19 protein-coding genes are annotated in these 26,376 nt (G+C 34.3%); 7 read left to right on the top strand and 12 right to left on the bottom strand.

The window, feature by feature from the left end; translation table 11 throughout:
* Nucleotides 1-564, bottom strand: coding sequence for a 30S ribosomal protein S16 (locus C8C83_RS07535; protein WP_121327481.1), 564 nt, complete (start codon nucleotides 562-564; stop codon nucleotides 1-3).
* A gap of 199 nt (nucleotides 565-763) precedes the next feature.
* On the opposite strand from C8C83_RS07535, the gene C8C83_RS07530 reads away from it, so the two are divergent.
* Together C8C83_RS07530 and C8C83_RS07525 are read left to right on the top strand one after the other, a co-directional pair.
* Nucleotides 764-1,246: a DUF6252 family protein gene (locus C8C83_RS07530; protein ID WP_121327479.1), complete on the top strand. Its 483-nt coding sequence runs from the start codon at nucleotides 764-766 to the stop codon at nucleotides 1,244-1,246.
* Between the two features lie 141 nt (nucleotides 1,247-1,387).
* Complete coding sequence (locus C8C83_RS07525) at nucleotides 1,388-1,741, top strand: RNA-binding protein (protein WP_121327477.1); 354 nt, start codon at nucleotides 1,388-1,390, stop codon at nucleotides 1,739-1,741.
* A 149-nt stretch (nucleotides 1,742-1,890) separates the two neighbouring features.
* On the opposite strand, the gene leuB is transcribed toward C8C83_RS07525, so the two are convergent.
* The 6 genes from leuB to C8C83_RS07495 form a co-directional block, all read right to left on the bottom strand.
* On the bottom strand, nucleotides 1,891-2,952 hold the full coding sequence (leuB, locus tag C8C83_RS07520) for a 3-isopropylmalate dehydrogenase (protein ID WP_121327475.1): 1,062 nt from the start codon (nucleotides 2,950-2,952) through the stop codon (nucleotides 1,891-1,893).
* Nucleotides 2,953-3,112: 160 nt separating this feature from the next.
* Nucleotides 3,113-4,633 (bottom strand): alpha-isopropylmalate synthase regulatory domain-containing protein, encoded by a 1,521-nt coding sequence (locus C8C83_RS07515; RefSeq protein WP_121327473.1) that lies wholly within the window; start codon nucleotides 4,631-4,633, stop codon nucleotides 3,113-3,115.
* 188 nt (nucleotides 4,634-4,821) lie between these two features.
* A complete protein-coding gene (gene leuD, locus C8C83_RS07510; RefSeq protein WP_121327471.1) occupies nucleotides 4,822-5,418 on the bottom strand; it encodes a 3-isopropylmalate dehydratase small subunit in 597 nt (198 codons plus the stop codon).
* A gap of 168 nt (nucleotides 5,419-5,586) precedes the next feature.
* Nucleotides 5,587-6,981: a 3-isopropylmalate dehydratase large subunit gene (gene leuC, locus C8C83_RS07505; RefSeq protein ID WP_121329988.1), complete on the bottom strand. Its 1,395-nt coding sequence runs from the start codon at nucleotides 6,979-6,981 to the stop codon at nucleotides 5,587-5,589.
* A gap of 571 nt (nucleotides 6,982-7,552) precedes the next feature.
* Nucleotides 7,553-8,332 carry a hypothetical protein gene (locus tag C8C83_RS07500; protein ID WP_132011710.1) on the bottom strand — a complete coding sequence of 260 codons (780 nt, stop codon included), beginning with the start codon at nucleotides 8,330-8,332 and terminating at the stop codon, nucleotides 7,553-7,555.
* 23 nt (nucleotides 8,333-8,355) lie between these two features.
* A complete protein-coding gene (locus C8C83_RS07495) occupies nucleotides 8,356-8,838 on the bottom strand; it encodes a hypothetical protein (RefSeq protein ID WP_121327468.1) in 483 nt (160 codons plus the stop codon).
* Nucleotides 8,839-9,208: 370 nt separating this feature from the next.
* Between C8C83_RS07495 and dnaE the strand changes: the two genes are divergently transcribed.
* Nucleotides 9,209-13,747, top strand: a complete 4,539-nt coding sequence (gene dnaE, locus C8C83_RS07490; protein ID WP_132011709.1) for a DNA polymerase III subunit alpha — start codon at nucleotides 9,209-9,211, stop codon at nucleotides 13,745-13,747.
* Between the two features lie 177 nt (nucleotides 13,748-13,924).
* Complete coding sequence (locus C8C83_RS07485) at nucleotides 13,925-14,863, top strand: outer membrane beta-barrel protein (RefSeq protein WP_121327466.1); 939 nt, start codon at nucleotides 13,925-13,927, stop codon at nucleotides 14,861-14,863.
* Nucleotides 14,864-15,075: 212 nt separating this feature from the next.
* On the opposite strand, the gene C8C83_RS07480 is transcribed toward C8C83_RS07485, so the two are convergent.
* The 4 genes from C8C83_RS07480 to C8C83_RS07465 all read right to left on the bottom strand — a co-directional run bounded on the left by C8C83_RS07480 (nucleotide 15,076) and on the right by C8C83_RS07465 (nucleotide 21,464).
* Nucleotides 15,076-16,065 (bottom strand): Gfo/Idh/MocA family oxidoreductase, encoded by a 990-nt coding sequence (locus tag C8C83_RS07480; RefSeq protein ID WP_121327464.1) that lies wholly within the window; start codon nucleotides 16,063-16,065, stop codon nucleotides 15,076-15,078.
* Nucleotides 16,066-16,382: 317 nt separating this feature from the next.
* On the bottom strand, nucleotides 16,383-18,491 hold the full coding sequence (locus tag C8C83_RS07475) for a prolyl oligopeptidase family serine peptidase (RefSeq protein WP_132011708.1): 2,109 nt from the start codon (nucleotides 18,489-18,491) through the stop codon (nucleotides 16,383-16,385).
* Between the two features lie 247 nt (nucleotides 18,492-18,738).
* Nucleotides 18,739-20,949, bottom strand: coding sequence for a TonB-dependent receptor (locus tag C8C83_RS07470; RefSeq protein WP_121327462.1), 2,211 nt, complete (start codon nucleotides 20,947-20,949; stop codon nucleotides 18,739-18,741).
* A gap of 161 nt (nucleotides 20,950-21,110) precedes the next feature.
* Nucleotides 21,111-21,464 carry a hypothetical protein gene (locus C8C83_RS07465; RefSeq protein WP_121327460.1) on the bottom strand — a complete coding sequence of 118 codons (354 nt, stop codon included), beginning with the start codon at nucleotides 21,462-21,464 and terminating at the stop codon, nucleotides 21,111-21,113.
* Between the two features lie 192 nt (nucleotides 21,465-21,656).
* Between C8C83_RS07465 and C8C83_RS07460 the strand changes: the two genes are divergently transcribed.
* A complete protein-coding gene (locus tag C8C83_RS07460) occupies nucleotides 21,657-22,394 on the top strand; it encodes a porin family protein (RefSeq protein ID WP_347812780.1) in 738 nt (245 codons plus the stop codon).
* On the opposite strand, the gene C8C83_RS07455 is transcribed toward C8C83_RS07460, so the two are convergent.
* On the bottom strand, nucleotides 22,389-22,994 hold the full coding sequence (locus C8C83_RS07455; protein ID WP_233566025.1) for a hypothetical protein: 606 nt from the start codon (nucleotides 22,992-22,994) through the stop codon (nucleotides 22,389-22,391). The genes C8C83_RS07460 and C8C83_RS07455 overlap by 6 nt on opposite strands.
* A gap of 371 nt (nucleotides 22,995-23,365) precedes the next feature.
* Here C8C83_RS07455 and C8C83_RS07450 point away from each other — a divergent pair, with 371 nt between their 5' ends.
* Both C8C83_RS07450 and mscL read left to right on the top strand, forming a co-directional pair.
* Nucleotides 23,366-25,837, top strand: a complete 2,472-nt coding sequence (locus tag C8C83_RS07450; protein ID WP_121327459.1) for a bifunctional UDP-N-acetylmuramoyl-tripeptide:D-alanyl-D-alanine ligase/alanine racemase — start codon at nucleotides 23,366-23,368, stop codon at nucleotides 25,835-25,837.
* A gap of 67 nt (nucleotides 25,838-25,904) precedes the next feature.
* A complete protein-coding gene (mscL, locus tag C8C83_RS07445; protein ID WP_121327456.1) occupies nucleotides 25,905-26,282 on the top strand; it encodes a large conductance mechanosensitive channel protein MscL in 378 nt (125 codons plus the stop codon).
* The last annotated feature ends 94 nt before the right edge of the window (nucleotides 26,283-26,376 follow it).

Raw genomic sequence — 26,376 nt, 5'->3', positions numbered from 1 at the left:
TTATGCTTCAGTTGTTTCGTTATTCTCTTCAGTAGCAGCTTCTTCAGTTGATGCTTCAACTTCAGTAACTTCTTCTTCAACTGCAGGAGTTGCAGCAGCGATAGCATCAGCTTCAGCCTGAGCTGCAGCAGCTAAACGTTTAGCGTTAACTTCTTGTTCTGCTTTAAAAGCTTTAGCTTTAGCATCAGCTTGCGCTTTTGTTAAACCGTCTTTTTTAGCATCAACTTTTCCAGCTTTAGCTTCTAACCATGCAGCTAATTTAGCATCAGCTTGCTCTTGAGTTAAAGCTCCTTTACGGATACCTCCATCAAGGTGGTGTTTCAATAAAGCACCTTTGTAAGAAAGAATTGCTCTAGCAGTATCAGTTGGTTGTGCACCATTGTGTAACCATTTAACTGCACTATCAAGGTTTAAGTCGATAGTTGCTGGGTTAGTGTTTGGATTGTAAGTACCGATTTTCTCTAAGTATTTACCATCTCTTTTTGAGCGTGCATCTGCAGCTACAACCCAGTAAAAAGGTTTTCCTTTTTTACCGTGTCTTTGTAATCTAATTTTTACTGACATAATCGTATGATTAAATTTTGAGGTACTCGACCTCTGTTAATTAAGGGCGCAAAGATATAATTTTTTTGTGAATAATACGTTTTAAAGCCTATTAATTATGGTGGAGATGTATTTTCGCTAATTTCCAGAGCCTTTTTGACTTCCCTTTTTTTAATTATTTATCTTAAATGTAATACATTTGCGTGAAATTTATTTTTTTATGAAAAAATATTATTACCTAATAATCACTGCTTTTTTACTTATATCTTGTACGGAAGATGTAAAATTCAATACTCCGGCCTTTCAGGGTTTAAAAAACAATGTTTTCTGGAGAGCTCAAAATTATACCGCTTATACAAAAACAAACGGGGATTTAATTATTGAAGGAGGTCTGGGAGTTGATGCGGTAAGCCTGAAACTACCTTCTCCTACACCAAAGACTTACATTCTTGGGGTTGATAATCTAACAACGGCTTCTTACTTGAATAGGTTTACGGCTGATACACCTGAGTTTGCAACTGGAACAAACAAAGGGAGCGGACAAATTGTGATTACGGAATTTAATGCCGAAAAGATGACCATTTCGGGAACATTTAGGTTTAATGCGCCAAATACAGATGATAAAGATCTTGAAAATCCAAGTGTAACTTTTACAGAAGGTGTTTTTTATAAGATTCCATATACTCCAACTGCTAACTTTTAAGAATTGAATTTTTCATTTGCGATGGATTAGTTTTGTTACATTTTGATTTTTTAAATCAAAATAAAAACATAAATAAACTAATATATAGTAGATTAGAGAAAAATAAGACTACATTTGCTACATTATTATAAATAAGTACATATGAACATTTTTGTTGGAAGCCTTCCATTCAGTATTGAGGAAGCAGATTTAAGAGAGTCTTTCGAGGCTTACGGAGCAGTAGATTCAGTTAAAATCATTACTGATAAATTTACAGGAAGAAGCAAAGGTTTTGGTTTCGTAGAGATGCCAAACGATGCGGAAGCTCAAAAAGCAATTGATGAATTGAACGGTGCTACTGTTCAAAGTCGTGCAATTGTAGTTAATAAATCTGAGCCGAAACCTGAAGGTGAAAGAAGAAGCTTCAATAACAACCGTGGAGGTGATTCTCGCGGAGGTTACGGAAACAACCGTGGTGGTGGAAACGACCGTGGTGGTAACAGAGGAGGATATTAATATTTTTTTCTAAATATATAAAAGGGATCAACTTATGTTGATCCCTTTTTTTATGCAGTAAAATTTGTTTTTTGTAGAGGCGCATAGCAGTGCGTCTTAGTGATATTAGATGCACTGCTATGCGCCTCTACGAAACGTGAAGCAATTTTTTATAGATTAGCAACCAACCAGTCACCAACTTCGCTGGTTTTGTATGCTTTAGATTCTTTTGCCGCTAGATCTTCAGTAACAATTCCTTGTTCTAATGATTTGTTTACAACCGCTCTGATAGCTTCGGCTTCGTCTTTTAGTCCGAAAGCATCTTCGAACATCATTGCAGCAGATAAAATAGTAGCCAAAGGATTAGCAATATTTAATCCAGTTGCTTGTGGATAAGATCCGTGGATTGGTTCGTATAATGAAGTATGTTCTCCAACAGAAGCAGATGGCATTAATCCCATTGATCCGGAAATTACAGAAGCTTCGTCTGTCAAAATATCTCCGAATAAATTCTCAGTAATTAAAACATCGTAAGAGTTTGGCCATTGAACTAAACGCATCGCTACAGCATCAACAAATTCGTATGAAACGGTAACTTCAGGATAATCTTTTTCCATTGCCTGAACTGTTTCTCTCCATAGACGAGAAGTCTCCAAAACGTTAGCTTTATCAACGCAACATAATTTTTTGCTACGTGTCATTGCAAGTTCAAAACCTTTTTTAGCTAAACGCTGAACTTCTACTCTTGTGTAAACACAATTATCGAAAGCAGTTTCTCCGTCGTCTTTTCTTCCTTTTTCTCCAAAGTAAATTCCGCCTGTTAATTCTCTTAAGAAAACCAAATCAGTTCCTTCGATTCTTTCTCTTTTTAAAGGAGAATTATCAATCAAAGAAGGGAAAGTAAAAGTAGGACGCACGTTTGCGAATAAGCCTAATTTTTTACGCATCAATAATAATCCTTGCTCCGGGCGAACTGGCGCACTTGGATCGTTATCATATTTTGGGTGACCAATTGCTCCGAATAAAACAGCATCGGCAGCCATACAAATTTCATGCGTTTCATCAGGATAAGGAACTCCAACAGCATCAATTGCGCAAGCTCCGGTAAGAGCTGGTGTCCAAGTTATTTCGTGATTGAATTTTTTTGCAATAGCATCAGATACTTTTACTGCTTCATTAATTACCTCAGGACCAATTCCGTCTCCTGCTAAAAGGGCTATGTTTAATTTCATTCTATGTGTGTTATTTAAGGTTCTGAGATTCTGAGTTGCTAAGATTCTAAGGTTTTTAGTCTTGTCGGCTTAGTTTTATTTTTTAAAGGCTTTTTAAATGCTAAGACTCTAAGCTCAAAGAAAAAATCTTACTACCTTAGAGTCTTAGCGCCTTAGTGCTTTATGCTACTACATTAAGCATTTTTTGAGTTGCGATAATCGCTGCAACTGTTTGATCAGAATCTAATCCTCTTGTTTTAAATTCTTTTCCGTTGTTTGTCCATGTGATGATTGTTTCGCATAAAGCGTCAGAACTACTTCCTGGAGGAATTCTGACAGCGTAATCGATCAATTTTGGAAGCGTTAGTTTTTTACTTTTATAAATTTTAGATAAAGCATTCATAAAAGCATCAAACTGACCATCTCCTTGTGCATGTTCTTCGATGATTTCTCCATCAAGATTTAAACTCAATGTTGATGATGGGCGTGTTCCTTTTGAATGCATTAACACGTAGGACTGTATTGTAATTTTATCTTGATACGTATGACTGTCCAGAACATCTGAAATGATGTACGGAAGATCTTCTTTGGTGACAGTTTCTTTTTTATCGCCTAATTCGATGATTCTTTGGGTAACTAATTTCAAATCTTCCTGATTTAATTTTAAACCTAATTCCTGAAGATTTTTTTCGATATTGGCTTTTCCGGAAGTTTTTCCTAAAGCGTATTTTCGTTTTCTCCCGAAGCGTTCCGGAAGCAAATCATTAAAGTATAAATTGTTTTTATTGTCACCGTCAGCGTGAATTCCAGCAGTTTGAGTAAATACATTATCGCCAACAATTGGTTTGTTTGCTGGGATTCTATAACCTGTAAAAGTTTCTACCAGCTTACTTACACTATATAAAGAGGTTTCCTTAATGCTTATGCTAACTTCCGGAAGATAATCATTTATCACGGCAACGGTACTTTCAAGTGGCGCATTTCCGGCGCGTTCTCCCATTCCGTTTACCGTAACGTGAAGTCCGTTTATACCTGCTTTTATGGCTTCCATGACATTCGCAACACTCAAATCGTAATCGTTATGTGCGTGAAAATCAAAATGTATTTGTGGATATCTGGTTCTAATTTTCGAAATAAACTCAAAAGCCTGAGACGGAATTAAAACGCCTAAAGTGTCTGGTAATAAAATTCTTTTAACGGGTTGGGTAGAAAGAAAATCCAAAAACTGAAAAACGTATTCAGGAGAATTTCGCATTCCGTTGCTCCAATCTTCCAGATAAACATTGGTTTCAATATTATTTTCTTTTGCTAAAGCAATGATTTGTGCAATTTCAGAAAAATGCTGTTCAGGAGTTTTTTTTAATTGATGCGTTAAGTGATTCATTGAGCCTTTGGTCAACAAATTCTGCACTTTGGCGCCTGCTTTTTTCATCCATTCAATAGAAACTCCTCCGTCTACAAACGAAAGCACTTCAATTCTGTTAATATATCCTCGTTCTTCCGCCCAGGATGTAATGCCTTTTACGGCTTGAAATTCTCCTTCACTTACACGAGCCGAAGCAATTTCGATTCTATCAATATTTAATTCCTCCAACAATAATTGCGCAATGGTTAGCTTTTCTGCAGCAGAAAATGATACTCCTGAGGTTTGTTCACCATCACGGAGCGTCGTGTCCATTATTTCAATTTTTCTTTTTTCCATATTGATATTGTAATTTCTAATGGTTTGGATATTTTTAATATCCGTGTTTTAATTTTGACGCAGATTTCTACGGATTTTTACTTTAGTTAAAATATAATCTGTTTCATCCGCGTTCTATGTTTTCTAATTTAGAAAAACCCGACAAGTTTCAAAAACCTGTCGGGTCTAATAGATCGAACGAGATTTTATTAATACGGAAGTTTATCGGCGAAAGCCACGATATCTTCTTTAATATTTTGCAAATAATCAATGTCATCAAAGCCATTAATCATGTTGTTCTTTTTGTATCCGTTAATCGCAAAAGATTCTGATTGACCAGTTGTCAATAAAGTAATCGTTTGGTTTGGCAAGTTGATTTCTAATTCAGTTTTAGGATCAGCTTCGATTGCTTTAAAAATCGTGTCAGCAAATTCAGGACTAACCTGAACTGGCAAAACACCAATATTTAAACAGTTTCCTTTGAAAATATCCGCAAAGAAACTTGAAACTACAGCTCTAAAACCGTAATCGTAAACTGCCCATGCAGCGTGTTCTCTTGAAGATCCTGAACCAAAGTTTTTTCCTCCAACAAGGATTTTTCCGCTATAAGTTGAATCGTTTAAAACGAAATCAGCTTTTGGAGTATCATCTCCGTTATATCTCCAGTCTCTAAAAAGATTATCTCCAAAACCTTCACGTTTTGTAGCTTTCAGGAAACGAGCCGGAATGATTTGATCTGTATCTACGTTCTCAATTGGTAGTGGCACAGCACTACTAGTAAGTATATTAAATTTATCGTATGCCATTTTTTGAATTTTAGATTTTAGGATTTTAGATTTTAGATTTTCTTTTGAAAACTTAAAATGTTAGAACCTAAAAATGTTTTGTATTAAATAATGTAAATCAATTTTATTTGAAGAAGTTTAGAAAAAGATTGCTCATGGTTGAAAAATCTAAAATCTAAAATCTCCAATCTAAAATAATTCTCTCGGGTCTGTTAGTTTTCCGGTAACAGCAGCAGCGGCAGCCATAATTGGACTTGCTAATAATGTTCTTGAACCAGGACCTTGACGACCTTCAAAGTTTCTATTTGAAGTACTTACCGCATATTTTCCGGCTGGAACTTTATCATCATTCATTGCTAAACAAGCTGAACAACCCGGCTGACGTAATACAAAACCAGCTTCTGTCAAAATATCTAAAATACCTTCTTCTTTAATCTGAGCTTCAACAACGTGAGAACCCGGAACTAACCAAGCGGTAACATTATCTGCTTTTTTTCGTCCTTTTACAATTTCGGCGAAAGCCCTAAAATCTTCAATACGTCCGTTTGTACAACTTCCTAAGAAAACATAATCAATTGGTTTTCCAATCATTACATCATCTTCCTGGAAGCCCATATAAGCTAACGATTTTTTGTAAGTTTCCTCGCCGCCTTCAACTTGATTAGCGTTCGGAATATGTTTAGAGATACCAATTCCCATTCCAGGGTTAGTACCGTAAGTAATCATTGGTTCAATGTCTGAAGCTTTGATGTTTAATTCAGCATCAAAAACAGCATCAGCATCCGTTTTAAGAGTTTTCCAGTATTCAACAGCTTTTGTCCAGGCTTCACCTTTTGGAGCAAATAATCTTCCTTCAAGGAAATCAAAAGTAGTTTGGTCAGGAGCGATCATACCACCACGAGCACCCATTTCGATACTTAGATTACAAACAGTCATACGGCCTTCCATAGTCATGTTTTCGAAAACATCTCCGGCATATTCAACAAAATAACCAGTTCCTCCAGAAGTAGTCAATTGCGCAATAATATAAAGTGCAACGTCTTTTGGACCAACACCTTTGCTTAATTCACCATTTACGTTGATACGCATTTTCTTTGGTTTTGGCTGCATGATACATTGTGTAGAAAGCACCATTTCAACCTCAGAAGTTCCGATACCAAAAGCAATCGCTCCAAAAGCACCGTGAGTAGACGTGTGAGAATCTCCACAAACAATAGTAGCGCCTGGCAAAGTAATTCCGTTTTCAGGACCAACTACGTGTACAATTCCATTTTTAATGTGACCTAATCCCCAGTGCGAAATTCCGTATTCGGCAGCGTTATCTTCAAGCGCTTTAAGCTGATTTGCAGATAGTGCATCTTCAACTGGTAAATGTTGGTTTATGGTTGGTGTATTGTGATCTGCAGTTGCAAAAGTACGCTCAGGGTATAAAACCTTAACGCCTCTGGCTTTTAATCCTAGAAAAGCAACAGGACTCGTAACTTCATGAATGAAATGACGGTCAATAAAAAACACATCTGGTCCATCTTCAATTTTACGCACTACATGTGAATCCCATACTTTGTCAAATAATGTCTTACTCATTGTTTTATTTTTTTTAATTGTAATTTCTATAATCCCAGCATTTTCCTGTTCATTATAATAGCAAAACAAAAGTAAAAAAAGATACAAAAGCGTCAATTTCAATATTTCATTATATACGATACCCAAACTAAATTACAAATTGTGATTAACTTTTTTGAAAGGAAATTTGGTTGTAGAATCAATATAAATTGGTTTTGCTTTTTCTTTTTTTGTTAATTTTGATTGAATTGCTTTAATTTTAATAGTTGGCAAATTTATTTCAAAATCAGTATTGAATTTTGATTTTTGTTTGAAAAAATGTAACAAAATGAATTAAAATAGTAATAATTGTTAGTTTTGATTCCTTTTTTTAGATTTTGCAAAAGGACGTTTAGATGCTTTTAGAACGTTTTAAAAGCAAATATTTAGAGAGAATTCTGTTTTGTTTTTTAGATAAAATACTACGACATCCAAGAGGTATATTTTTATGAAAATTTATTTATTTTAAGAGGAAAGTTGATGCCTGGTTTCGTGTTGTTTTTTATCTAAAGAGAGCATATTCTAGTTTAACAATTGCATTATTTTGAGGTTTTTAAAGATAGATTGGAGGCGGCATTCCAAAATCCATTCGATAAGCTTTGACTTTAATTTTATTTCCATGATATTCAATCTGATAAATGCGACCATTTTCACGATCCAAATAACAATTAGAATTGTCGCTGTTAAGATGAAGATTAAGCCTCATCAGAATGTAGTTTTTGTGAAGTCTTATTTTAGTTGAATCAATGTTTTCAATTGGAATATCAATAGTTGAAAGTACAGGATTTGAAATCATTAAGCTGTCTTTTGCGCTTAATCTTTGGCAGTTTAATACTGAATTTACAGCTTCGTCAATTAGTGTCGATCTTTTAAGTGATTTCTTTCTGTCATTATTTGGAATCAATTTGTCTATTGCAGTATTGATTTCGTTTGAAAAAGTAGTATTGATTTTTGGAACTTTTGGCAGAAGTTCGTCAAAAGGAAATTCCCAGTAATCTCTGTATTTATTATTAAAAAGCGGGATAGCAAAAACTTCTTTTTTAGCATTAATAATAACTAGAATGTCATTTCTGTTTTCATATCCTTGTTCTTGAGAAAAAAGCTGAATTTCGATATTGAATTTTCCTTCCCGCGCACTTTTTGTAAACTTAAATTCGCTCTCAGCTGTTTTTTTGCCAGCGGTTAATTGCGGATATTTTTTGATCAGATTTTCAATTGAATCATTGATTTTTGATTCAGTGCTTTGCTTGCAACTAATCATTAATAAAAGAACTAAGAGACATGGAATAATCTTTTGTATTTTATTTAAAGGGAAAATGAATTTGTTTCTCATCTTTTGATTTGTGTAAAATGAATTTATTTCGCTTTTTTTAGTTGTTTAGCAAGGTTGTATTTTTCGGGATTGTATAATCTTTTTTCTTCATAATCATTAGCAAATTTTTTAGGATCACTTACTTTTTCTTTTATTAAAAAGATGTAATTCAGGTATGGTTTCTCCTTTGTTAAATAAGAAAGAACAATTGCATTATCGCTATAACTAACAACATCATATGAAAAATTTCGCCACTTCATTATGCTGTCTTCTGAAACGGACCATTCTTGAGCTATTTCTTGTACATATGGATCTTCAGGAATGTCAGTAAATTTTCCATTTTCAATTCTGTTGTATCTATAGGATAATTTGTTTTTACTGAACTTGTAATATGTGAAATATGATTCGTTTGGAGTATAATAGCACCAATATTCATCGGACTTTGTTAAAAATGATTTTTCGATAGGATTGTTCTGTGAACAACTCGTTAATGCTAAAATCAGAATTATATAAAAGCTTTTTCTCATTGGTTTTTTGATTTCTTTTTGGCTGGATATTTTGGTAATATATTTTTAGGAAACTTATTGTCAAACTTATAGTGTTAAAACAAATAAAACTAATGTTATTTTGTCAAAATGATTCGTTTAAAGGTTTGTTTTTGTGCAAATTATATTTGATTAAATTGATTTGATCTTTTAATATTGATGGAAAAAGAGTATTTGATAATGAAAAATTAGACACAATTCTTAACAAAATTCACTAGCTAATTTGTTTAAAAAAAGACTAAATTTGAACTTCCTCTATTCTATATTTCACGGTTTTGTAGAACGCATTAAATCAATGGATTATGTGCGGTGAAACTTGGACTTTGGAACTTAATTTTTGCTATTTAAACATATGTATTTAATATTCGATACCGAAACAACCGGATTACCAAAACGTTGGGACGCTCCAATTACAGATTCTGATAACTGGCCTCGCTGTATACAGATCGCATGGCAGCTTCATGATGAAATGGGACAGCTTATCGAACATCAGGATTATTTGGTTAAACCTGACGGATTTAATATTCCGTATGATGCTGAACGTATTCACGGAATTTCTACAGAATTGGCTGATGCCGATGGAATTACTTTGGCAGAGGTTTTGGAGAAGTTCAATATTGCTTTAAGTAAAACCAAATTTATTGTAGGTCAGAATTTAGGTTTCGACGTCAATATTATGGGGGCAGAATTTCATAGAATGGGAGTAGATTCTCCTATGAGTTCGATGCCGGTTTTAGATACTTGTACAGAAGTTACCGCTTCATTATTGAAACTTCCGGGAGGTCGTGGAGGAAGATTTAAATTGCCAACACTTACAGAATTACACGAATATCTTTTTAATAAACCTTTCTCAGAAGCGCACAACGCAACTGCCGACGTTGAGGCAACTACGCGTTGTTTCTTGGAATTAATAAGAAGAGAAGTTTTTACCAAAGAAGAACTGGATGTTCCGAAGGATTATTTCAAGGAATTCCAAAGTAGAAATCCACAGGAATTTCCGTTAATTGGTTTAAAACATATTAACCTTAAAAAAGCTTCTGATAAAATCAGAGAGCAGTTAAAAGCTTTAGAATCAGTTGGACAAGAACCTACGGTTTTACATTCTGACAGAGAAGATTTTAAAGAAGCAAAATATGCGCATTTACACAATCATACTCAGTTTTCGGTTCTACAATCTACTATAGGTATTGGGAATATTGTTTCGGCTACAGCCAAAAACGGAATGCCAGCAGTTGCAATGACCGACACCGGAAACATGATGGGAGCTTTTCACTTTGTGAGCGCCGTTATGAATCACAATAAAGCAGCATCTGGTAAAAATAAAGCTTTGGTTGATGCTGGCGAAGAACCAACAGAAACCGAAATAAAACCAATCGTAGGTTGCGAGTTTAATGTCTGTGATAATCACTTAGATAAAAGCAAAAAAGACAACGGAAATCAGGTTGTATTATTAGCCAAAAACAAAAACGGTTATCACAATCTGGCGAAAATGTCATCGATCGCTTTTACAAACGGATTTTATTATGTTCCGAGGATTGACCGCGCCATTATCGAAAAATACAAAGAAGATATCATGGTTTTGTCCGGAAATTTATACGGAGAGATTCCGAGTAAAATTCTAAACATCGGTGAAAACCAAGCTGAAGAAGCTTTGATTTGGTGGAAAGAACAATTTGGTGATGATTTTTATCTCGAGATTATGCGACATAATCAGGAAGATGAAAATCGTGTAAACAAGACACTGATTGAGTTTTCTAAAAAACACGATGTCAAATTAATTGCAACAAATAATACTTATTATTTAAATAAAGAAGATGCCAATGCACACGATATTTTATTGTGTGTAAAAGATGGTGAAAAACAAGCGACGCCAATTGGTCGTGGTCGCGGATATCGTTACGGATTACCTAATCAGGAGTATTATTACAAGTCAGGAGAAGAGATGAAAAAACTCTTTGCTGATTTGCCTGATTCGATTATTAACATTCAGGAAATTGTCGATAAAGTTGAGATTTATTCGCTTTATCGAGATGTATTGCTTCCTAAGTTTGATATTCCGGAAGAGTTTGTAGTTGTCGAAGATGAAGCTGATGGAGGAGTTCGTGGTGAAAATAAATATTTGCGACACCTTACAATGGTGGGTGCAAAAAAACGATACGGAGAGATTACAGAATCAATTCAGGAACGTTTAGATTTTGAGTTGTTAACGATTTCCAACTCAGGATATCCGGGTTACTTTTTGATTGTTCAGGATTTTATCGCCGAAGCTAGAAATATGGACGTTTCGGTTGGACCAGGCCGTGGATCTGCAGCAGGATCTGCCGTGGCTTATTGTTTAGGAATTACCAATATTGACCCTATTAAGTACGATTTGCTTTTTGAGCGTTTCCTGAATCCTGACCGTGTATCCATGCCCGATATTGATATCGACTTTGATGATGAGGGTCGTGGTCGTGTTATGGATTATGTAATCAACAAATACGGACAAAATCAGGTGGCGCAAATTATTACTTATGGTAAAATGGCAACCAAATCTGCGATTCGTGATACGGCTCGTGTACTGGATTTGCCATTGTTTGAAGCCGATAGAATTGCAAAACTGATTCCGGGAATGATGCCGTCAAAATGGAATTTGGCGCGTTTTATTTCTGAAAGCGAAGAGGAAGTTAAAAAAGCACTTCGTTCTGATGAATTTGATAATGTAAAAGAATTAATCGCCATTGCCAATGAAGATGATTTGGCGGGAGAAACAATTCAGCAGGCAAAAATCCTGGAAGGATCGATGCGAAATACCGGAATTCACGCCTGTGGGGTAATCATTACGCCATCGGATATTACGAATTTCGTTCCCGTGACCACAGCAAAAGATTCTGATTTGTATGTAACACAGTTTGATAACTCGGTTGCAGAAAGTGCAGGATTGCTGAAGATGGACTTCTTGGGTCTGAAGACCCTTACCTTAATTAAAGATACCGTTAAACTGGTAAAATATAGAAACGGAATCGATTTGGATCCGGATACTTTCCCGATTGATGATGTTGAAACTTATGCACTTTTCCAGAGAGGAGAAACGGTTGGAATCTTCCAATACGAGTCACCCGGAATGCAGAAATACATGAAGGATCTTAAACCAACGGTTTTTGGGGATTTAATTGCCATGAACGCCTTGTATCGTCCGGGACCTTTAGAGTATATTCCGTCTTTCGTACGAAGAAAAAATGGCGAGGAAGAAATCAAATACGATTTAGATGCCTGTGAAGAATATTTAGGAGAAACCTACGGAATTACGGTTTATCAGGAGCAGGTAATGCTTTTGTCGCAATCGCTGGCTGACTTTACAAAAGGTGAAGCCGACGTTTTGCGTAAGGCGATGGGTAAGAAACAAAAAGACGTACTAGATAAAATGAAGCCGAAGTTCGTAGAACAAGCGGCGAAAAAAGGTCATGATGCAAAAGTTCTGGAGAAAATCTGGAAAGACTGGGAAGCATTTGCGAGTTACGCCTTCAACAAATCCCACTCGACTTGTTATGCCTGGATTGCATACCAAACAGCATATTTAAAAGCACATTATCCTGCTGAATATATGGCAGCGGTACTTTCAAATAATATGAATGATATCAAACAAGTATCATTTTTTATGGAAGAATGCAAACGAATGGGCTTACAGGTTTTAGGTCCTGACGTAAACGAATCGTTCTATAAATTTACGGTAAACGATGAATATGCGGTTCGTTTTGGTATGGGAGCGATTAAAGGAGTAGGTTCCGGAGCTGTAGCAACCATTGTAGAAAGCAGAAAAGACGGTAAGTACAAGTCGATTTTTGATTTGGCGAAACGTATCGATTTGCGTGCTGCGAATAAAAAAGCAATCGAAAATCTGGCTTTGGCAGGAGGATTTGATTCGTTTGAAGGAACTACAAGAGCGCAATATTTTCATGATGATGGCGATGGAATTACCTTTTATGAAAAAGCAATTCGTTACGGGTCTAAATTTCAGGAAAACGAAAACTCATCGCAGGTAAGTTTGTTTGGAGAAACCAGTGAAGTGCAAATTGACGAACCAGTTGTGCCGCCATGTGAAGACTGGAGCACGATGGAAAAGCTGGCAAAAGAAAAAGAAGTTGTAGGGATTTATATTTCCGGACATCCGCTTGACGATTTTAGATTTGAAATGAAATACTTCTGTAATTCCCGATTAGAATCGCTGAAAAGTATGAATGAGTTTGTGGGGAAAAATCTAAATTTTGCCGGAATCATTAATAACGTGCAGCATCGTGTTGCTAAAAACGGAAAAGGTTGGGCAGTATTTAATTTAGAAGGATATGACGAAAGTTATGAGTTTAAGATTTTTGGTGAAGAATACTTAAAATTCCGCCATTTCCTGATTCAGAATAATTTTGCTTTCATAAAAATATTAATAAAAGACGGTTGGGTAAATCACGATACAGGTAAAAAATCTGATCCAAGAATGCAGTTTGTTGAGATTAGACAATTGCAGGATATCTTGGAAGCATTTGCTAAAAAACTGATTTTATTATTGAATATAAAAGATTTGCAGACAGAGTTTATTCACAAGTTAAGTGATTTATTTAATCAGAATAAAGGAGATAATTCAGTGACTTTTGAGATCATGGAATTAGAAAAAATAAAACGTCTCGTTGAGGTCGAAACAACAAATGAATTTGAAGAAACCGATGATGCTGTTTTTGCCGATGAAAGCGATGATACTGATGCATCACTTGAAGATACTAAGACTAAAGAAGTAAATGAGGTTGAAGAAATAAAAGTTGTAACCAAATTATCGATGCCAAGTCGTAGGTTAAAAATTAAGATTTCTGCTGAACTATTACAGGAATTGGAGAAAATGCAGATCAATTTTAAGCTAAATTAAATTTTAACAGTTAAAATTTAGCGGAATGTGTTTTTTTAACGTTAAAATTATGCATGCATAATACTTTTTTAGTATTATTGCGTAAAATTACAACGATTTCGTTCTAAGTCTAACAAAGCAAACTTTAGACATATGTTAAAATATTCTATGTTTGTAAAAATTAATTAAATCAGAATTATGAAAAAGAACCTATTTTTATTAGGATTATTAGTTTGCTCTATGGCCACAATGGCGCAAACAGAAAAAGCAGATAAACCAGAAACATGGTATTTTAAATTGGGTGGATCTTATTTCAACCAAACTGCTTCGACTGAATTTCCAACAGTTGGAGGAAATGCAGCATTAGATAGAACTTATGTTGGAGGAAAATTAGTATCTGAAAAAAGTGTTACAGGTTCATTTGGACAAGGATTTAGAACGGGAATTACAGCAGGTTACCGTTTTTCTGTTCGTTTAGGAGTTGAATTAGGAATTAATTATTACAGTAGTAATGATAAAACAATGGCGCAAACTACATCTGATACGCCATATATCCCAACATCTGCGACAACTGGAATTTATAATTTCAAATCAGTAGGACAAATTACTGCTTTTGATGTTGCTCCAGCTTTAGTAATGTTTTTAGGAGAATCTCATGGTTTTGAGCCGTATACAAAAGTTGGGGTTTTAGTTCCAATTCACGGTGATTTAGAAATTACAACTGACGCAGTTGCACCAGTTGGAGTTAATCCAGGAACAGGAGCTCCAGTTTTTGGAAACGTTCACAGTGTTGATAAAGTAAAACCAAACCCAACATTAGGATTCACTGCTGCTTTGGGTACTTCTTATAAATTAGGAAAACATATCTCAGCTTTTGCTGAATTAGAATACCGTAACTTTACTGTACACGGAAAAACTAAAGAAACTACAGATTTTACAGTAAATGGTACTGACAGATTAGCAACTAGATCTACAGCTCAAATTCATACTAATTACAGAGATGGTTTAGATGTTAATTCTAATAATGTTTTGACAAATCCAAATGGAGTTGATCAAAGTAAACCAATGGATGAGTTAAGTTCTTATGTTGGAATTTCAGGTTTAGGTTTGACTTTAGGTCTTAAATATAGCCTATAATTCTAAAGAGATTTATACTTTATAAAAAAGAGGATATTTATTTGAATATCCTCTTTTTTTATGGTTTGTATTGGAATCATCTTTGTCGAATCACCTGCCTGGAATGGATTTTAATCCATCCATTGCGATTTGAAATTATTTTTTATCTATTATATGAATTTCCTCCAGCTAAAACTAAAGTCAACTCACAACTCATAAATAACAATTCACAATTACAATTTCCTAAATTCTTTTAAAACTTCATCAATAACCCAGGTTGTTCTGGCTGCAGAATTTCCTTTAGATGGAGAAAAACCTTCATTGCCTAAAAGTTCCGCAACAATAGTTTCTATCAAAGGTTGTTGAATATGAAGCGGATTTTCAATTGTGATGCTTTCTTTTTCGCCATTTGTATATTGAATATGAATTGGATCATTTCCGAAAGTAGAGAAAGAAATTTTTCCTTTATCACCAACAATATCAGTATTGTCATAACGTTCAAAACTGGCAAAATTCCATAAACCGGTTCCATGAATTCCATTTTCGAATAAAAAAGACATAGAGACAGAATCTTCGGCTGGATAAGCAAGAAGTTGTTGACTTGCATGTCCGCGAACAGACTTTATCGGACCTAAAACAAAATCAAGAAAATCCAAAGTATGACAAGCTAAATCGACAAAAATTCCACCACCGGAAATGTGTGGCAAAACCGTCCAGGGCAAATTAATATCGTCGTCGTAACGAGCTTCAAAAGGATGATATAAAACACAATTTACGTGTCTGATTTTACCAATTTTGTTTTGATCGATAAGTTCTTTTATTTTCAAAAAACGAGGCAAACTTCTTCTATAATAAGCTACAAATAACGGGACATTATGTTCTTTGCAAATACTGATCATTTCGTTGCATTCTTCAAAATTTAATGCCATTGGTTTTTCGACATAAACAGGTTTCCCTGCTTTGGCACACAAAATAGTATATTCTTTATGAGACGATGGAGGAGTAGCAATATAAACGGCATCAACTTCAGGATCATTGATCAAATCAACAGCATTTGAATACCATTTAGGAACGTTGTGACGTTTGGCATAATCTTCGGCAAGAGCCGCATCTCTTCGCATTACAGCAACCAAAGCGGAGTTTGGCGTTTTTTGAAATGCTGGTCCGCTTTTTACTTCCGTTACATTACCACAGCCAATAATTCCCCATTTTACAATTTTCATTTTTCTGGTTTTTTAGTTCTTTCAAATTTAAAAAGGTTTGCCACGAATTTCGCGAATTTTCACGAATTATTTTTTCACGCAGGATTTAATTTTACTGCAAAGCACGCAAAGATTTTCTGCTTAGAGAATTTTATAAAAACACAAAGTTCGCAAAGCTTTGTATTGAACCAGCTTTGCGAACTTTGTGTTTTTGCAAAGACATGCTGATACAAAAACTTTGTGTGCTTTGCGGTAAAATTCTCCAGTCACAACAAAAAAGCCACGAACTCACAAAATAATCTGTGAAATTCGTGGCTATAAAAACTATAGACTAAAGTTTACTTTTTTGGTAAAGCCTTAAATCCCATATTATAAAGTGTGAACGCTTGAATGTCTACATTTTCCTGAATTGAAGCCGCAACAGATTTTCCAACTCCGTGACCCGCTTTTACATCAATACGAATCAAAACCGGATTATTACCAGTTTGTTTGTCTTGTAATTCAGCAGCAAATTTAAAACTATGCGCAGGAACAACACGATCATCATGATCTCCGGTTGTAACCATAGTTGCAGGATATTGAACTCCTTTTTTTACATTTTGAACTGGAGAATAACCTTTAATGTATTCAAGCATTTCTTTGCTATCCTGAGAAGTTCCGTAATCGTAAGCCCATCCCGCACCGGCAGTAAAAGTATGGTAACGTAACATATCCATTACGCCAACTGCTGGCAGTGCCACTTTCATAAGATCAGGACGTTGTGTCATTGTTGCACCAACTAATAAACCACCATTAGAACCCCCACGAATTGCCAAGAAATCTGATGAAGTATATTTTTGAGCAATCAAATATTCACCGGCAGCAATAAAATCGTCAAATACATTTTGTTTTTGCAATTTAGTTCCTTCATCGTGCCATTTTTTACCATATTCACCACCACCTCTTAAATTGGCAACAGCATAAACGCCGCCGTTTTCTAACCAAACAGCGTTTGAATTACTAAAACTTGGCGTTAAACTTACGTTGAATCCACCGTAACCATAAAGAATAGTTGGATTTTTACCGTTTAATTTTGTTCCTTTTTTACACGTGATAATCATCGGAATTTTAGTTCCGTCTTTTGAAGTATAGAATACTTGTTTAGACTCATATTCTTCACTTTTGAAATCAACTTTAGGTCTTTGATACACTTCAGATTTACCTGATTTTGGTTCCAGAAAATAAATGGTTCCGGGAGTAGTATAGTTTGTAAAGCTGTAATATAATGTTTTGTCGTGTTTTTTTCCATGAAATCCGCCTGCAGTTCCTACCGCCGGAAGTTTGATTTCACGAACTAGTTTTCCGTTATAATCGTATTGTTGTACAAACGAAACAGCATCTTTAGTATAATTGGCAAAGAAATAACCACCACCAGTTGAAGGTGTTAAAATATTTTGAGTTTCAGGAATAAAATCTTTCCAGTTTTCAGGCTTCGGATTTTTTACATCAACAGAAACAACTCGGCTGTTTGGAGCATTTAAATCTGTTTCGATAAATAATTTATTACCATCATTTTCAATAATAGAATTTGAAGTATTAAAATTGTCTACAATAGTAATGATTGGACTATTAGCAACCGTTAAATCTTTAATGTATAACTCGTTTCCGTAAGTCGAATTTGCTGCAGTAATTACTAAAAAACGATCATCGTCAGTAACAAAACCGCCAACATATCTGCGTTTTTGATCTGCACCAAAAACTACTTTATCTTCTTTTTGAGAAGTTCCTAACTTATGAAAATACAATTTATGCTGATCTGTTTTTGCAGACAATTCACTTCCTTTTGGTTTGTCGTAACTAGAATAATAGAAACCTTCATTTCCATGCCATGAAACATCGCTAAATTTTACATCGACCAATGTGTCTTCCAAAACCTTCTTAGATATTGCATCGATAATGATTACTTTTCTCCAATCGCTTCCACCTTCAGAAATTGCATAAGCAGCTTTTGATCCGTCTTTAGAAAAATCTAATCCGCCAAGCGAAGTAGTTCCATCTTTAGAAAAAGTATTTGGATCTAAGAAAACTTCCTCTTTACCATCTTGTCCTTTTCTGTAAACAACAGATTGATTCTGAAGCCCGTTATTTTTTGAGTAATAAGCAAATTTTCCTTCTGTAGTTGGAGCGTCAATTTTTTCATGGTTCCAAAGTTTTTCCATGCGTTTTTTCAACTCATCACGGAAAGGGATTTTGTCCAAATAGCTATAAGTAAGCTCATTTTGAGCTTTTACCCAAGCTCCGGTTTCGGCTGATTTATCGTCTTCAAGCCAACGATAAGGATCGCTTACTTTTGTATCAAAATAAACGTCAACAGTTTCTCCTTTTTTAGTTTCAGGATACTTAATCTTATTCTGTCCAAATGAAATTCCTGCGGTTGTGATAGCCATTATAAGAAATGTTTTTTTCATAATTTATGATTAACAATTGCGGCAAAAATAGTGCTTTTTGTGAGATAGATAAATGTTTAACCGCAAAGCGCGCAAAGATTTTATCTACTAGGTATTGTTAGAAAATGTAAAGTCAGCAAAGCTTTGTGTGGATAGAAAACTTTGTAAATATTTTAACCGCAAAGTGCGCAAAGCTTTGTGAACTTTTTGCTTTTACAAAGTCAAGCATGTATAAAAACTTTGCGCGCTTTGCGGTTAAATTAAAAAATTATAAGTTGAAATTAACTCCCAGAACGATGTTTCTTCCAATATTTGGAATACCGTCTGTTTTTAATCTTGAAAGGTGAGCAATGTATTTTTTGTCGAATAAATTGTTTCCGTTCAAGTTTACATCAAAAGCGTGTTTTCCTAGTTTTACAGTTCCGCCAAAACCAAGATTTACTAAAGTATAACCGTTTGAAGCTGTTTCAAAACCGCTTACATTATTTTGATTAAAAGTAGAAGAAACGTTTAGAGAAGCATAACCTTCCTGGAACCAATCTTTGATTTTGAACTCTGTTCTTAAAGTATTATTCCAATTGTTTGCCGGAATTAAAGGTAAATAATCACCATTTTGTTTTTTTCCGGTTACGGTTTCAAAACTAGTTTCAAAATGCAACCAATCTAATGGATGTGGATGAAAATGCAAACCAACTTCACCACCATACAAATTAGCATTGTCCTGAATATAGGCAAAAACATCATTATTATCTCGTATTTCTCCAGTTGGCGAAGTATAGATATAGTTGTTTATATGATTATAAAATCCGTTAATGAAAAACTCAAAATGTGTGTTTTTATATTCTAAATTTAAATCCGTCTGAACGTTTTGTTCCGTTTTCAAATCAGCTTTTCCAATTTCATATCGGTTAGTCCCTTCGTGAACTCCATTAGAAGTTAACTCGGCTAAATTTGGTGCTCTAAATCCAGAAGCTACATTCAATCGAAGCGTTAAAGGTTCAGCAAGTTTTGTTTTATAACCCAAAGAAGCATTAAAACTGTCAAATGATCGGTCTAATGGTAGAAAATAACCTTCTTCGCCTTCAGTTCCGTGTGCAATAGAAGTTATTTTTCTATTGTCAAAACGTAATCCTGCTTGCAAAACATTGCTTCCCCATTCGTAATTTGCAGTTCCAAAAGCACCAAAATCATTTGTTGTTGCGTCGGGAATTAAGTATTCTTCACCAGAGTTTTTGTTGGTTTGGTGCATTCCCTGAACACCAAAAATAGCTTCAATTTTACCAAATTTCGGGAAATGATATTTAGCATTATAATTAAAAGTATTCAGTTTCATATGAAGAGAAGCTTGGTTGCTGTCTTCAAATTCGCTTCTGTCATTGGCGATATAACCTAAATCAACATCTAATTTTGAGTTTTCAAAAAAGATTACGTTGTTTAAACTCAATAAATGATTGAAGATTCCTTGTCTCGGAAACTCCGTATTTTTGCTTGTAGATTGTTCTGCGATTCCGTTATCCGGCATTCCAAGATCAAGTTTATTGTAATTGTATCTCAAAACACTTGAAAAACTAGAGTTGCTATATCCAATTCCGGTTTTAAAATCAGTTTCATTATAACGCGTGTTGGTTACACGATCGCCGTTATCACCAATTTTATAATCAGAATGTGTGTTGAAACTTCCGCGAGCAAGAAATTTCCAGTTGTCAGTAGAAGTTTTTAATCCAATCGATGAATTGCTTCCTTGCGTATTTGTGAAATATTTTTGACTGAAATTAGCTTTAAATGTATTGGCGTCAGCAAATTTTTCAGGATTAAAATACAAAACTCCACCCAAAGCATCAGAACCATATAGTAAAGAAGCAGGACCTTTTATAACTTCAACGCTTTCTATTCCCGCATCATTTAAACCTAAACCATGTTCGTCTCCAAACTGTTGATTTTCGATACGAACACCTTGCGAATATACCAAAACACGATTTCCGCTAAGTCCGCGAATTACCGGTTTTCCGATAGAAGTTCCAGTAGAAATCTGTGAAACTCCAGGAATTGTGGCTAAACCTTCGATCAAAGTCGAAGTTCCTTTTTGTTGCAATGTTTTAATGCTTTCATGCTCGACTTTCATTACGTTTTGCGATTGCAATTTGTTGAAAGGCGTTGAAACTACAACTTCATCCATTTCAAAAATAGATTCTGTAAGCGTTACGTCTAAGGTGTTTTCTTTTAATAATTTATCGATTGTTTTATTTTGAGTTGTAAACCCAACAAAAGTAAAAGCAAGTCTAAAGCTTCCGTGTGGAAGATTTTTGAATTCGTATTTTCCGTTTTCGTCAGTTTTCGTTCCTTTATGCAATTCAGGCGCATAAACAGAAACGTTTGCAATAGGCTGATTTTGAAGATTGGTTACTGTTCCTGAAACAGAATTTTGAGCCGAAAGCAGGCCCGAAAACCCTAAAATTAGGGCTAATATTATTTTTTTCATTTGAAAATGATGCTATAGTTAATTGATTTTTTTCTTTGAAAATAAAAACTAAAAATAATAGTAACATTTGCCGATTCTAAAAAGTTTCAGAATGGGGAAATCGACTAATTTTTTTGAATTAGATTAAAAAGATTTTGATTTTATTTCGAGTAATCGAAAATTTAAGAAACTATAGATTGAGGCGGACCACGTAATAAATAAGCGCTTTCTGAAAACGAATATATTTTTTCTGAAAGAGTAAAGAAATAAGGGATTTCTTTATTGAATGTGTGAAATTGAATTGAAATTTCCTGAGGAACAATATAACTTCCAAAAGCAAAATGACATACGTAACATAAGTCATAATTATGGTGCTGATGCGTTATTTCGCCACTTGGATCATTGTAGTTGTGGTGGCATTGCTTTTCTGAAAGTTGCTTTACAATATGCTCATAACTGTGTATCGACTGAAACAATATTGAGAACAATATTGTTAGAGCGAAAGAAACACTTAATATGAGCTGCTTTTTCTTCATGCAAGGCAAAGGTATAAAAGAGCAATGAAAAAATGCGCTGTTTTTTTGATTCTGTTGTTTATTTATTGAAAAAAGCGCAACAAAAGGTTTTATTCGTCGTTAAAAAGAGAATAATTACTTTCTAATTGTCTCCTGAACTAGCATTATATTATATTTGTAAGTAAAATAAATTGACCTTAAAAAAACGTTTACTTGAAAAACTCTTTAAAACCAAAACTCGATATGCGATTCCTTTTTAGTTGTTTGTTTTTAATATCGTTTTTAAATGGTTTTTCTCAAGAAGATACAAAACCTAAAATCGAACCGATAGTAAAAATAGATTCGTTATATCGTGAAGATCAGTTTTATTTTTCGATTACCTATAATCTTCTGACTCAGATTCCGCAAGGCCTTAAACAGAATAAATTTTCTGCAGGACTTTCTGCCGGATTCCTGCGTGATATGCCAATCAATAAAAAAAGGACTTTTGCAATCGCTGCAGGTTTAGGATTAAGCTATCAGAATTATTTTCAGAATCTAACGATTTCCAGAACACCAGACGGAACACGTGCTTATGAAGTGAGCGATTACAATGATATTACTTCAAATAAATACCGTCAATATTTAGTTGATCTTCCAATAGAATTTCGCTGGAGAAACTCGACTTATGAAAGTTATAAATTCTGGAGAGTTTATGCCGGAGTTAAATTTAGCTATGTCATTGCTAATAAATCTATGTTAGACAATGGCGAAGCGACTTATTCAGTAAAGAACAATCCTGATATCAATAAATTTCAATACGGAGTTTATCTGGCTACGGGTTATAATACCTGGAATGTTTATATCAATTATGGTTTAAATACTTTGTTTAAAAAAGAGGTGAAAACTACTTCAGGACAAAGTATTGATGTACAAACGCTGAATGCAGGATTGATATTCTACATATTATAACCACAAATACAGAAATAACAACTGCGGTAAAATTCCAATAAACGTCCCAATTAATAGTTCATTAGGCGAATGTGCTTCCATTTCTAATCGTGAAGAAGCAACAATTCCCGTCAATAAAATCAATAGCGCAGACCAATAAGGATTTTGCATTTGTAAATGAATATTTAGTCCAATTACAAAAATTGCAAATCCACTAATTGCCATCATGTGCAAACTTGCTTTAACTTTAAAAAGCGAACATACCAAAGCCAAAATTGTGCTAAACAAAGCGCCTAGAAAAAAGAAATGCAGTTCTGGATAACGCGTAATAAGAATGCTTCTTTTTACCAGTAAAATATACAAAAAGCATTGTAAAATAAGCGGTATTTTGCGTTGTGAAGTTTCGTGAACCATTACAGAATTTACATGTCCTGTTGAACGTAATAATAAGAAAAACAATATCGGAACAAGAATTGTGATAATTAGAATCTGAAATAAAACATAATATTTTTCCTGATTTGTAAAGACGTCATTTTTACAAAAAAGATAAAATAATGTAGCATACATCGAGATGAAAATAGGATGCAGGATATAGGAAAATATAGGAAGGATTTTTTTCAAAACGTTGTATTTAGTGGTGTTAAGCAAATATAATCAAATAATGTTTTTTGCCTTATTTTTTTGCCACAGATTAATGGGATTAAAATGATTCTTTATATAGATCAAGTTTTTTTTGCCACGAATTCCACGAATTAGCACGAATTTTTTTAATCTGCTTTGAGTTTGCTTCACGCAGATTTAAGCAAATGCACACAGATAGGAAAATCATTTTAACCCCATTAATCTGTGGCAAAAAACTACCCGCAGAGAATTAGTGCTAATTCGTGGTAAACTTTTTTATCTGCGGCAAAGAAATACGCGCAAATAATTAGTGAAAATTTGTGAAATTGGTGGCAATCCTTTTTTTAAATTTGACAAAAGAAATTTTCTAAATGAGCATAAACTTAAAAAGCCTTATCCCGGTTCTTAATGCCAAATGGATTGGCTCAGACACTGATATTTTTGTTGATCATATTTCGATCGACAGTCGTTCGTTGCAAAACGGATCACAAACTTTATTTTTTGCCTTGTCAGGCGTTAATAATGACGCTCATTTATATATTCCTGAATTGATAGAAAAAGGAGTTCAGAATTTTGTAGTGCAATATATTCCGGAGAATTCTGCTGGAAAAGCCAATTTTTTATTGGTTGAGAATTCATTAGATGCTTTGCAGAAATTTGCAAGTTATTACCGAGATCTTTTTGACTTTCCTGTTATCGGCCTGACCGGAAGTAACGGAAAAACTATCGTAAAAGAATGGCTTAATTTTTTATTGAGTCCAGATTATAATATCATCAGAAGTCCTAAAAGTTATAACTCTCAGGTTGGAGTTCCGTTATCTGTTATTGCAATTAATGCGAAACACAATCTTGGTATTTTTGAAGCCGGAATTTCGACGGTAAACGAAATGATTAATCTGGAGAAAATCATTAAACCAACTATTGGCGTTTTGACCAATATTGGATCTGCGCACGATGAAGGTTTTCAGAATTTGGAACAAAAAATCAAAGAGAAATTATTGCTTTTCAAAAAATCAAAAGTGATTATTTATCAAAAGAATGAAATTGTTGATTTGTGTTTAAATGAATTTTTAAAAGAAAATAATTTAGCAGACAGAAAAATTTTCTCGTGGAGTTTTACAGACCATTCTGCCGATGTTTTTATTCTGAAAAAAGAAAATAAAAACGATGCAACGATTATTCAATACCAATATAAAGGAGAAGTTTTTAATCTGGAAATCCCGTTTAGTGATTCTGCTTCGATAGAAAATGCAATTTCTTGTTTGTTGGTTTTGTTGTATTTTGAGTATGATTTTACCACGATTCAAAACCGCATGCAAATGTTGTATCCGGTAAGAATGCGATTAGAAGTAAAAAACGGAATTAACAATTGTAGTATTATCGACGATAGTTACAGCTCCGATTTTCAATCGCTAAAAATAGCTTTGGATTTCCTGGAAAGTCAGAAGAAAAAGAACGCTTCAAAAACAATTATTTTATCTGATATTGTTCAAAGCGGATTTTCAAATGAAGAATTATATACCAAAGTTGCGCAACTTGTTTCTGATAACAAAGTAAATCGTGTTATCGCAATTGGAACTACTATTTCTTCGTTTGCAGCTAAATTTTCGAATTGTATTACTTTTCAAAATACAGCCGAATTTATTGCTCAAATCGATAGTTTAAACTTCAGTAATGAAACCATTTTAATAAAAGGTGCAAGGTCGTTTCAGTTTGAGCAAATTGTTTCTTTGCTCGAAGAAAAAACACACGAAACGGTTCTTGAAATCAACATGGATTCTATCAGTCATAATCTAAATTACTATAAGTCAAAATTGGGCGATGATGTAAAAATCATGGTTATGGTAAAAGCTTTTGGTTACGGAAACGGAGGTTTGGAAATTGCAAAATTACTCGAACATCATAAAGTAGATTATTTAGGTGTGGCTTTTGCCGATGAAGGAATCTCGCTTAAAAATGGCGGAATAAAATTGCCAATTATGGTTTTAAATCCTGAATCAACCAGTTTTCCATCGATTATTCAGTATGAATTAGAGCCTGAAATTTATAGTATAAAAGGATTGAATGCCTTTTTGAAAATTGCGCGTGAGAAAGGTTTAAAAGATTTTCCAATTCATATTAAACTCGATACCGGAATGCATCGTTTGGGTTTTGAAGAAAATAATCTAAATGAATTGATTGAAACTTTAAAAGGAAATTCAACGGTAAAAGTAAAAAGTGTTTTATCACATCTCGCAACTAGCGATGAAGAAAAGCATTTTGAATTTGTGCTTTCGCAGATTGATTTATTCGATAAATTGTCTTCAAAATTAATTTCAGAATTAAATATAAACCCAATTCGTCATATACTGAATACATCAGGAATCAGTAATTTTCCAAATGCACAATTTAATATGGTACGTTTAGGAATTGGATTATACGGAGTTTCTAATGATCCGGCAGAACAAAAATATCTGGAGAATGTTGGAACTTTAAAATCAATAATTTCGCAGGTTCGCACGATTCCAGATGGTGATAGTGTAGGTTACGGTCGTCGTTTTATGGCTAAGAAGGAAACTAAAATTGCGACGATTCCAATTGGTTATGCAGATGGAATTTCGAGATTATGGGGCAATGAAGTTGGATTTGTGTTAATCAAGAACCAAAAAGCGCCAATTGTTGGAAGCGTTTGCATGGATATGTTAATGGTCGATGTAAGTACTATTGATTGCAAAGAAGGAGATTCTGTGATTATTTTCGGCGAAAGCCCAACGGTTGTTGAAATGGCACAAGCGCTAAAAACCATTCCGTATGAAATTATGACCAGTATTTCGCAACGCGTAAAAAGAGTATTTTTTAGGTAGATTTTGAAACTTTGCAGAAAATTCCGTATTTTCGATATGAATTTAATTATAAACTAAATAAACAATTATGGGGATGTTCTCGGAATTTAAGGAATTTGCAATGAAAGGCAACGTAGTCGATTTGGCTGTTGGGGTTATCATTGGAGCTGCTTTTGGCAAAATTGTGAGCTCGTTAATTGAAAATGTAATTACACCATTAATCTTAAAACCAGCATTAGACGCCGCACATTTGTCTACGATAGAAGAGCTGACGGCTTTTGGAGGTGTTAAGTACGGATTGTTTCTTTCGGCAGTAATTAACTTTCTAATTGTTGCTTTTGTTTTGTTCTTAATTATTAAAGGAATAAATCATGCAAAAAAGAAAGATGTTGCGCCACCGCCACCAGCTGGACCAACTCAAGAAGAGTTATTGACACAAATTAGAGATCTATTAAAAAATAAATAATATACCGCTACACTAAGTCTAACTTAACCGCTTCTTGATTGAGGCGGTTTTTTTTGGTCTATAATTAGCTTAAAAAGACAAGAAACATCTAAAT

Origin of the sequence: Flavobacterium sp. 90, from assembly GCF_004339525.1 — a bacterium.
Lineage (GTDB): Bacteria > Bacteroidota > Bacteroidia > Flavobacteriales > Flavobacteriaceae > Flavobacterium.
Note: the sequence above shows the minus strand (reverse complement) of the source record. Positions and strands in the feature narration are given on the sequence as shown.

Coding starts and splice junctions, on each gene's coding strand:
- C8C83_RS07530 (WP_121327479.1), top strand. CDS start 764: ATGAAAAAATATTATTACCTAATAATCACTGCTTTTTTACTTATATCT.
- dnaE (WP_132011709.1), top strand. CDS start 9,209: ATGTATTTAATATTCGATACCGAAACAACCGGATTACCAAAACGTTGG.
- C8C83_RS07515 (WP_121327473.1), bottom strand. CDS start 4,633: ATGGAAAAAAGAAAAATTGAAATAATGGACACGACGCTCCGTGATGGT.
- leuC (WP_121329988.1), bottom strand. CDS start 6,981: ATGAGTAAGACATTATTTGACAAAGTATGGGATTCACATGTAGTGCGT.
- C8C83_RS07450 (WP_121327459.1), top strand. CDS start 23,366: ATGAGCATAAACTTAAAAAGCCTTATCCCGGTTCTTAATGCCAAATGG.
- C8C83_RS07485 (WP_121327466.1), top strand. CDS start 13,925: ATGAAAAAGAACCTATTTTTATTAGGATTATTAGTTTGCTCTATGGCC.
- C8C83_RS07465 (WP_121327460.1), bottom strand. CDS start 21,464: ATGAAGAAAAAGCAGCTCATATTAAGTGTTTCTTTCGCTCTAACAATA.
- C8C83_RS07480 (WP_121327464.1), bottom strand. CDS start 16,065: ATGAAAATTGTAAAATGGGGAATTATTGGCTGTGGTAATGTAACGGAA.
- C8C83_RS07470 (WP_121327462.1), bottom strand. CDS start 20,949: ATGAAAAAAATAATATTAGCCCTAATTTTAGGGTTTTCGGGCCTGCTT.
- leuD (WP_121327471.1), bottom strand. CDS start 5,418: ATGGCATACGATAAATTTAATATACTTACTAGTAGTGCTGTGCCACTA.
- C8C83_RS07495 (WP_121327468.1), bottom strand. CDS start 8,838: ATGAGAAAAAGCTTTTATATAATTCTGATTTTAGCATTAACGAGTTGT.
- C8C83_RS07535 (WP_121327481.1), bottom strand. CDS start 564: ATGTCAGTAAAAATTAGATTACAAAGACACGGTAAAAAAGGAAAACCT.
- leuB (WP_121327475.1), bottom strand. CDS start 2,952: ATGAAATTAAACATAGCCCTTTTAGCAGGAGACGGAATTGGTCCTGAG.
- C8C83_RS07525 (WP_121327477.1), top strand. CDS start 1,388: ATGAACATTTTTGTTGGAAGCCTTCCATTCAGTATTGAGGAAGCAGAT.
- mscL (WP_121327456.1), top strand. CDS start 25,905: ATGGGGATGTTCTCGGAATTTAAGGAATTTGCAATGAAAGGCAACGTA.
- C8C83_RS07475 (WP_132011708.1), bottom strand. CDS start 18,491: ATGAAAAAAACATTTCTTATAATGGCTATCACAACCGCAGGAATTTCA.
- C8C83_RS07500 (WP_132011710.1), bottom strand. CDS start 8,332: ATGAGAAACAAATTCATTTTCCCTTTAAATAAAATACAAAAGATTATT.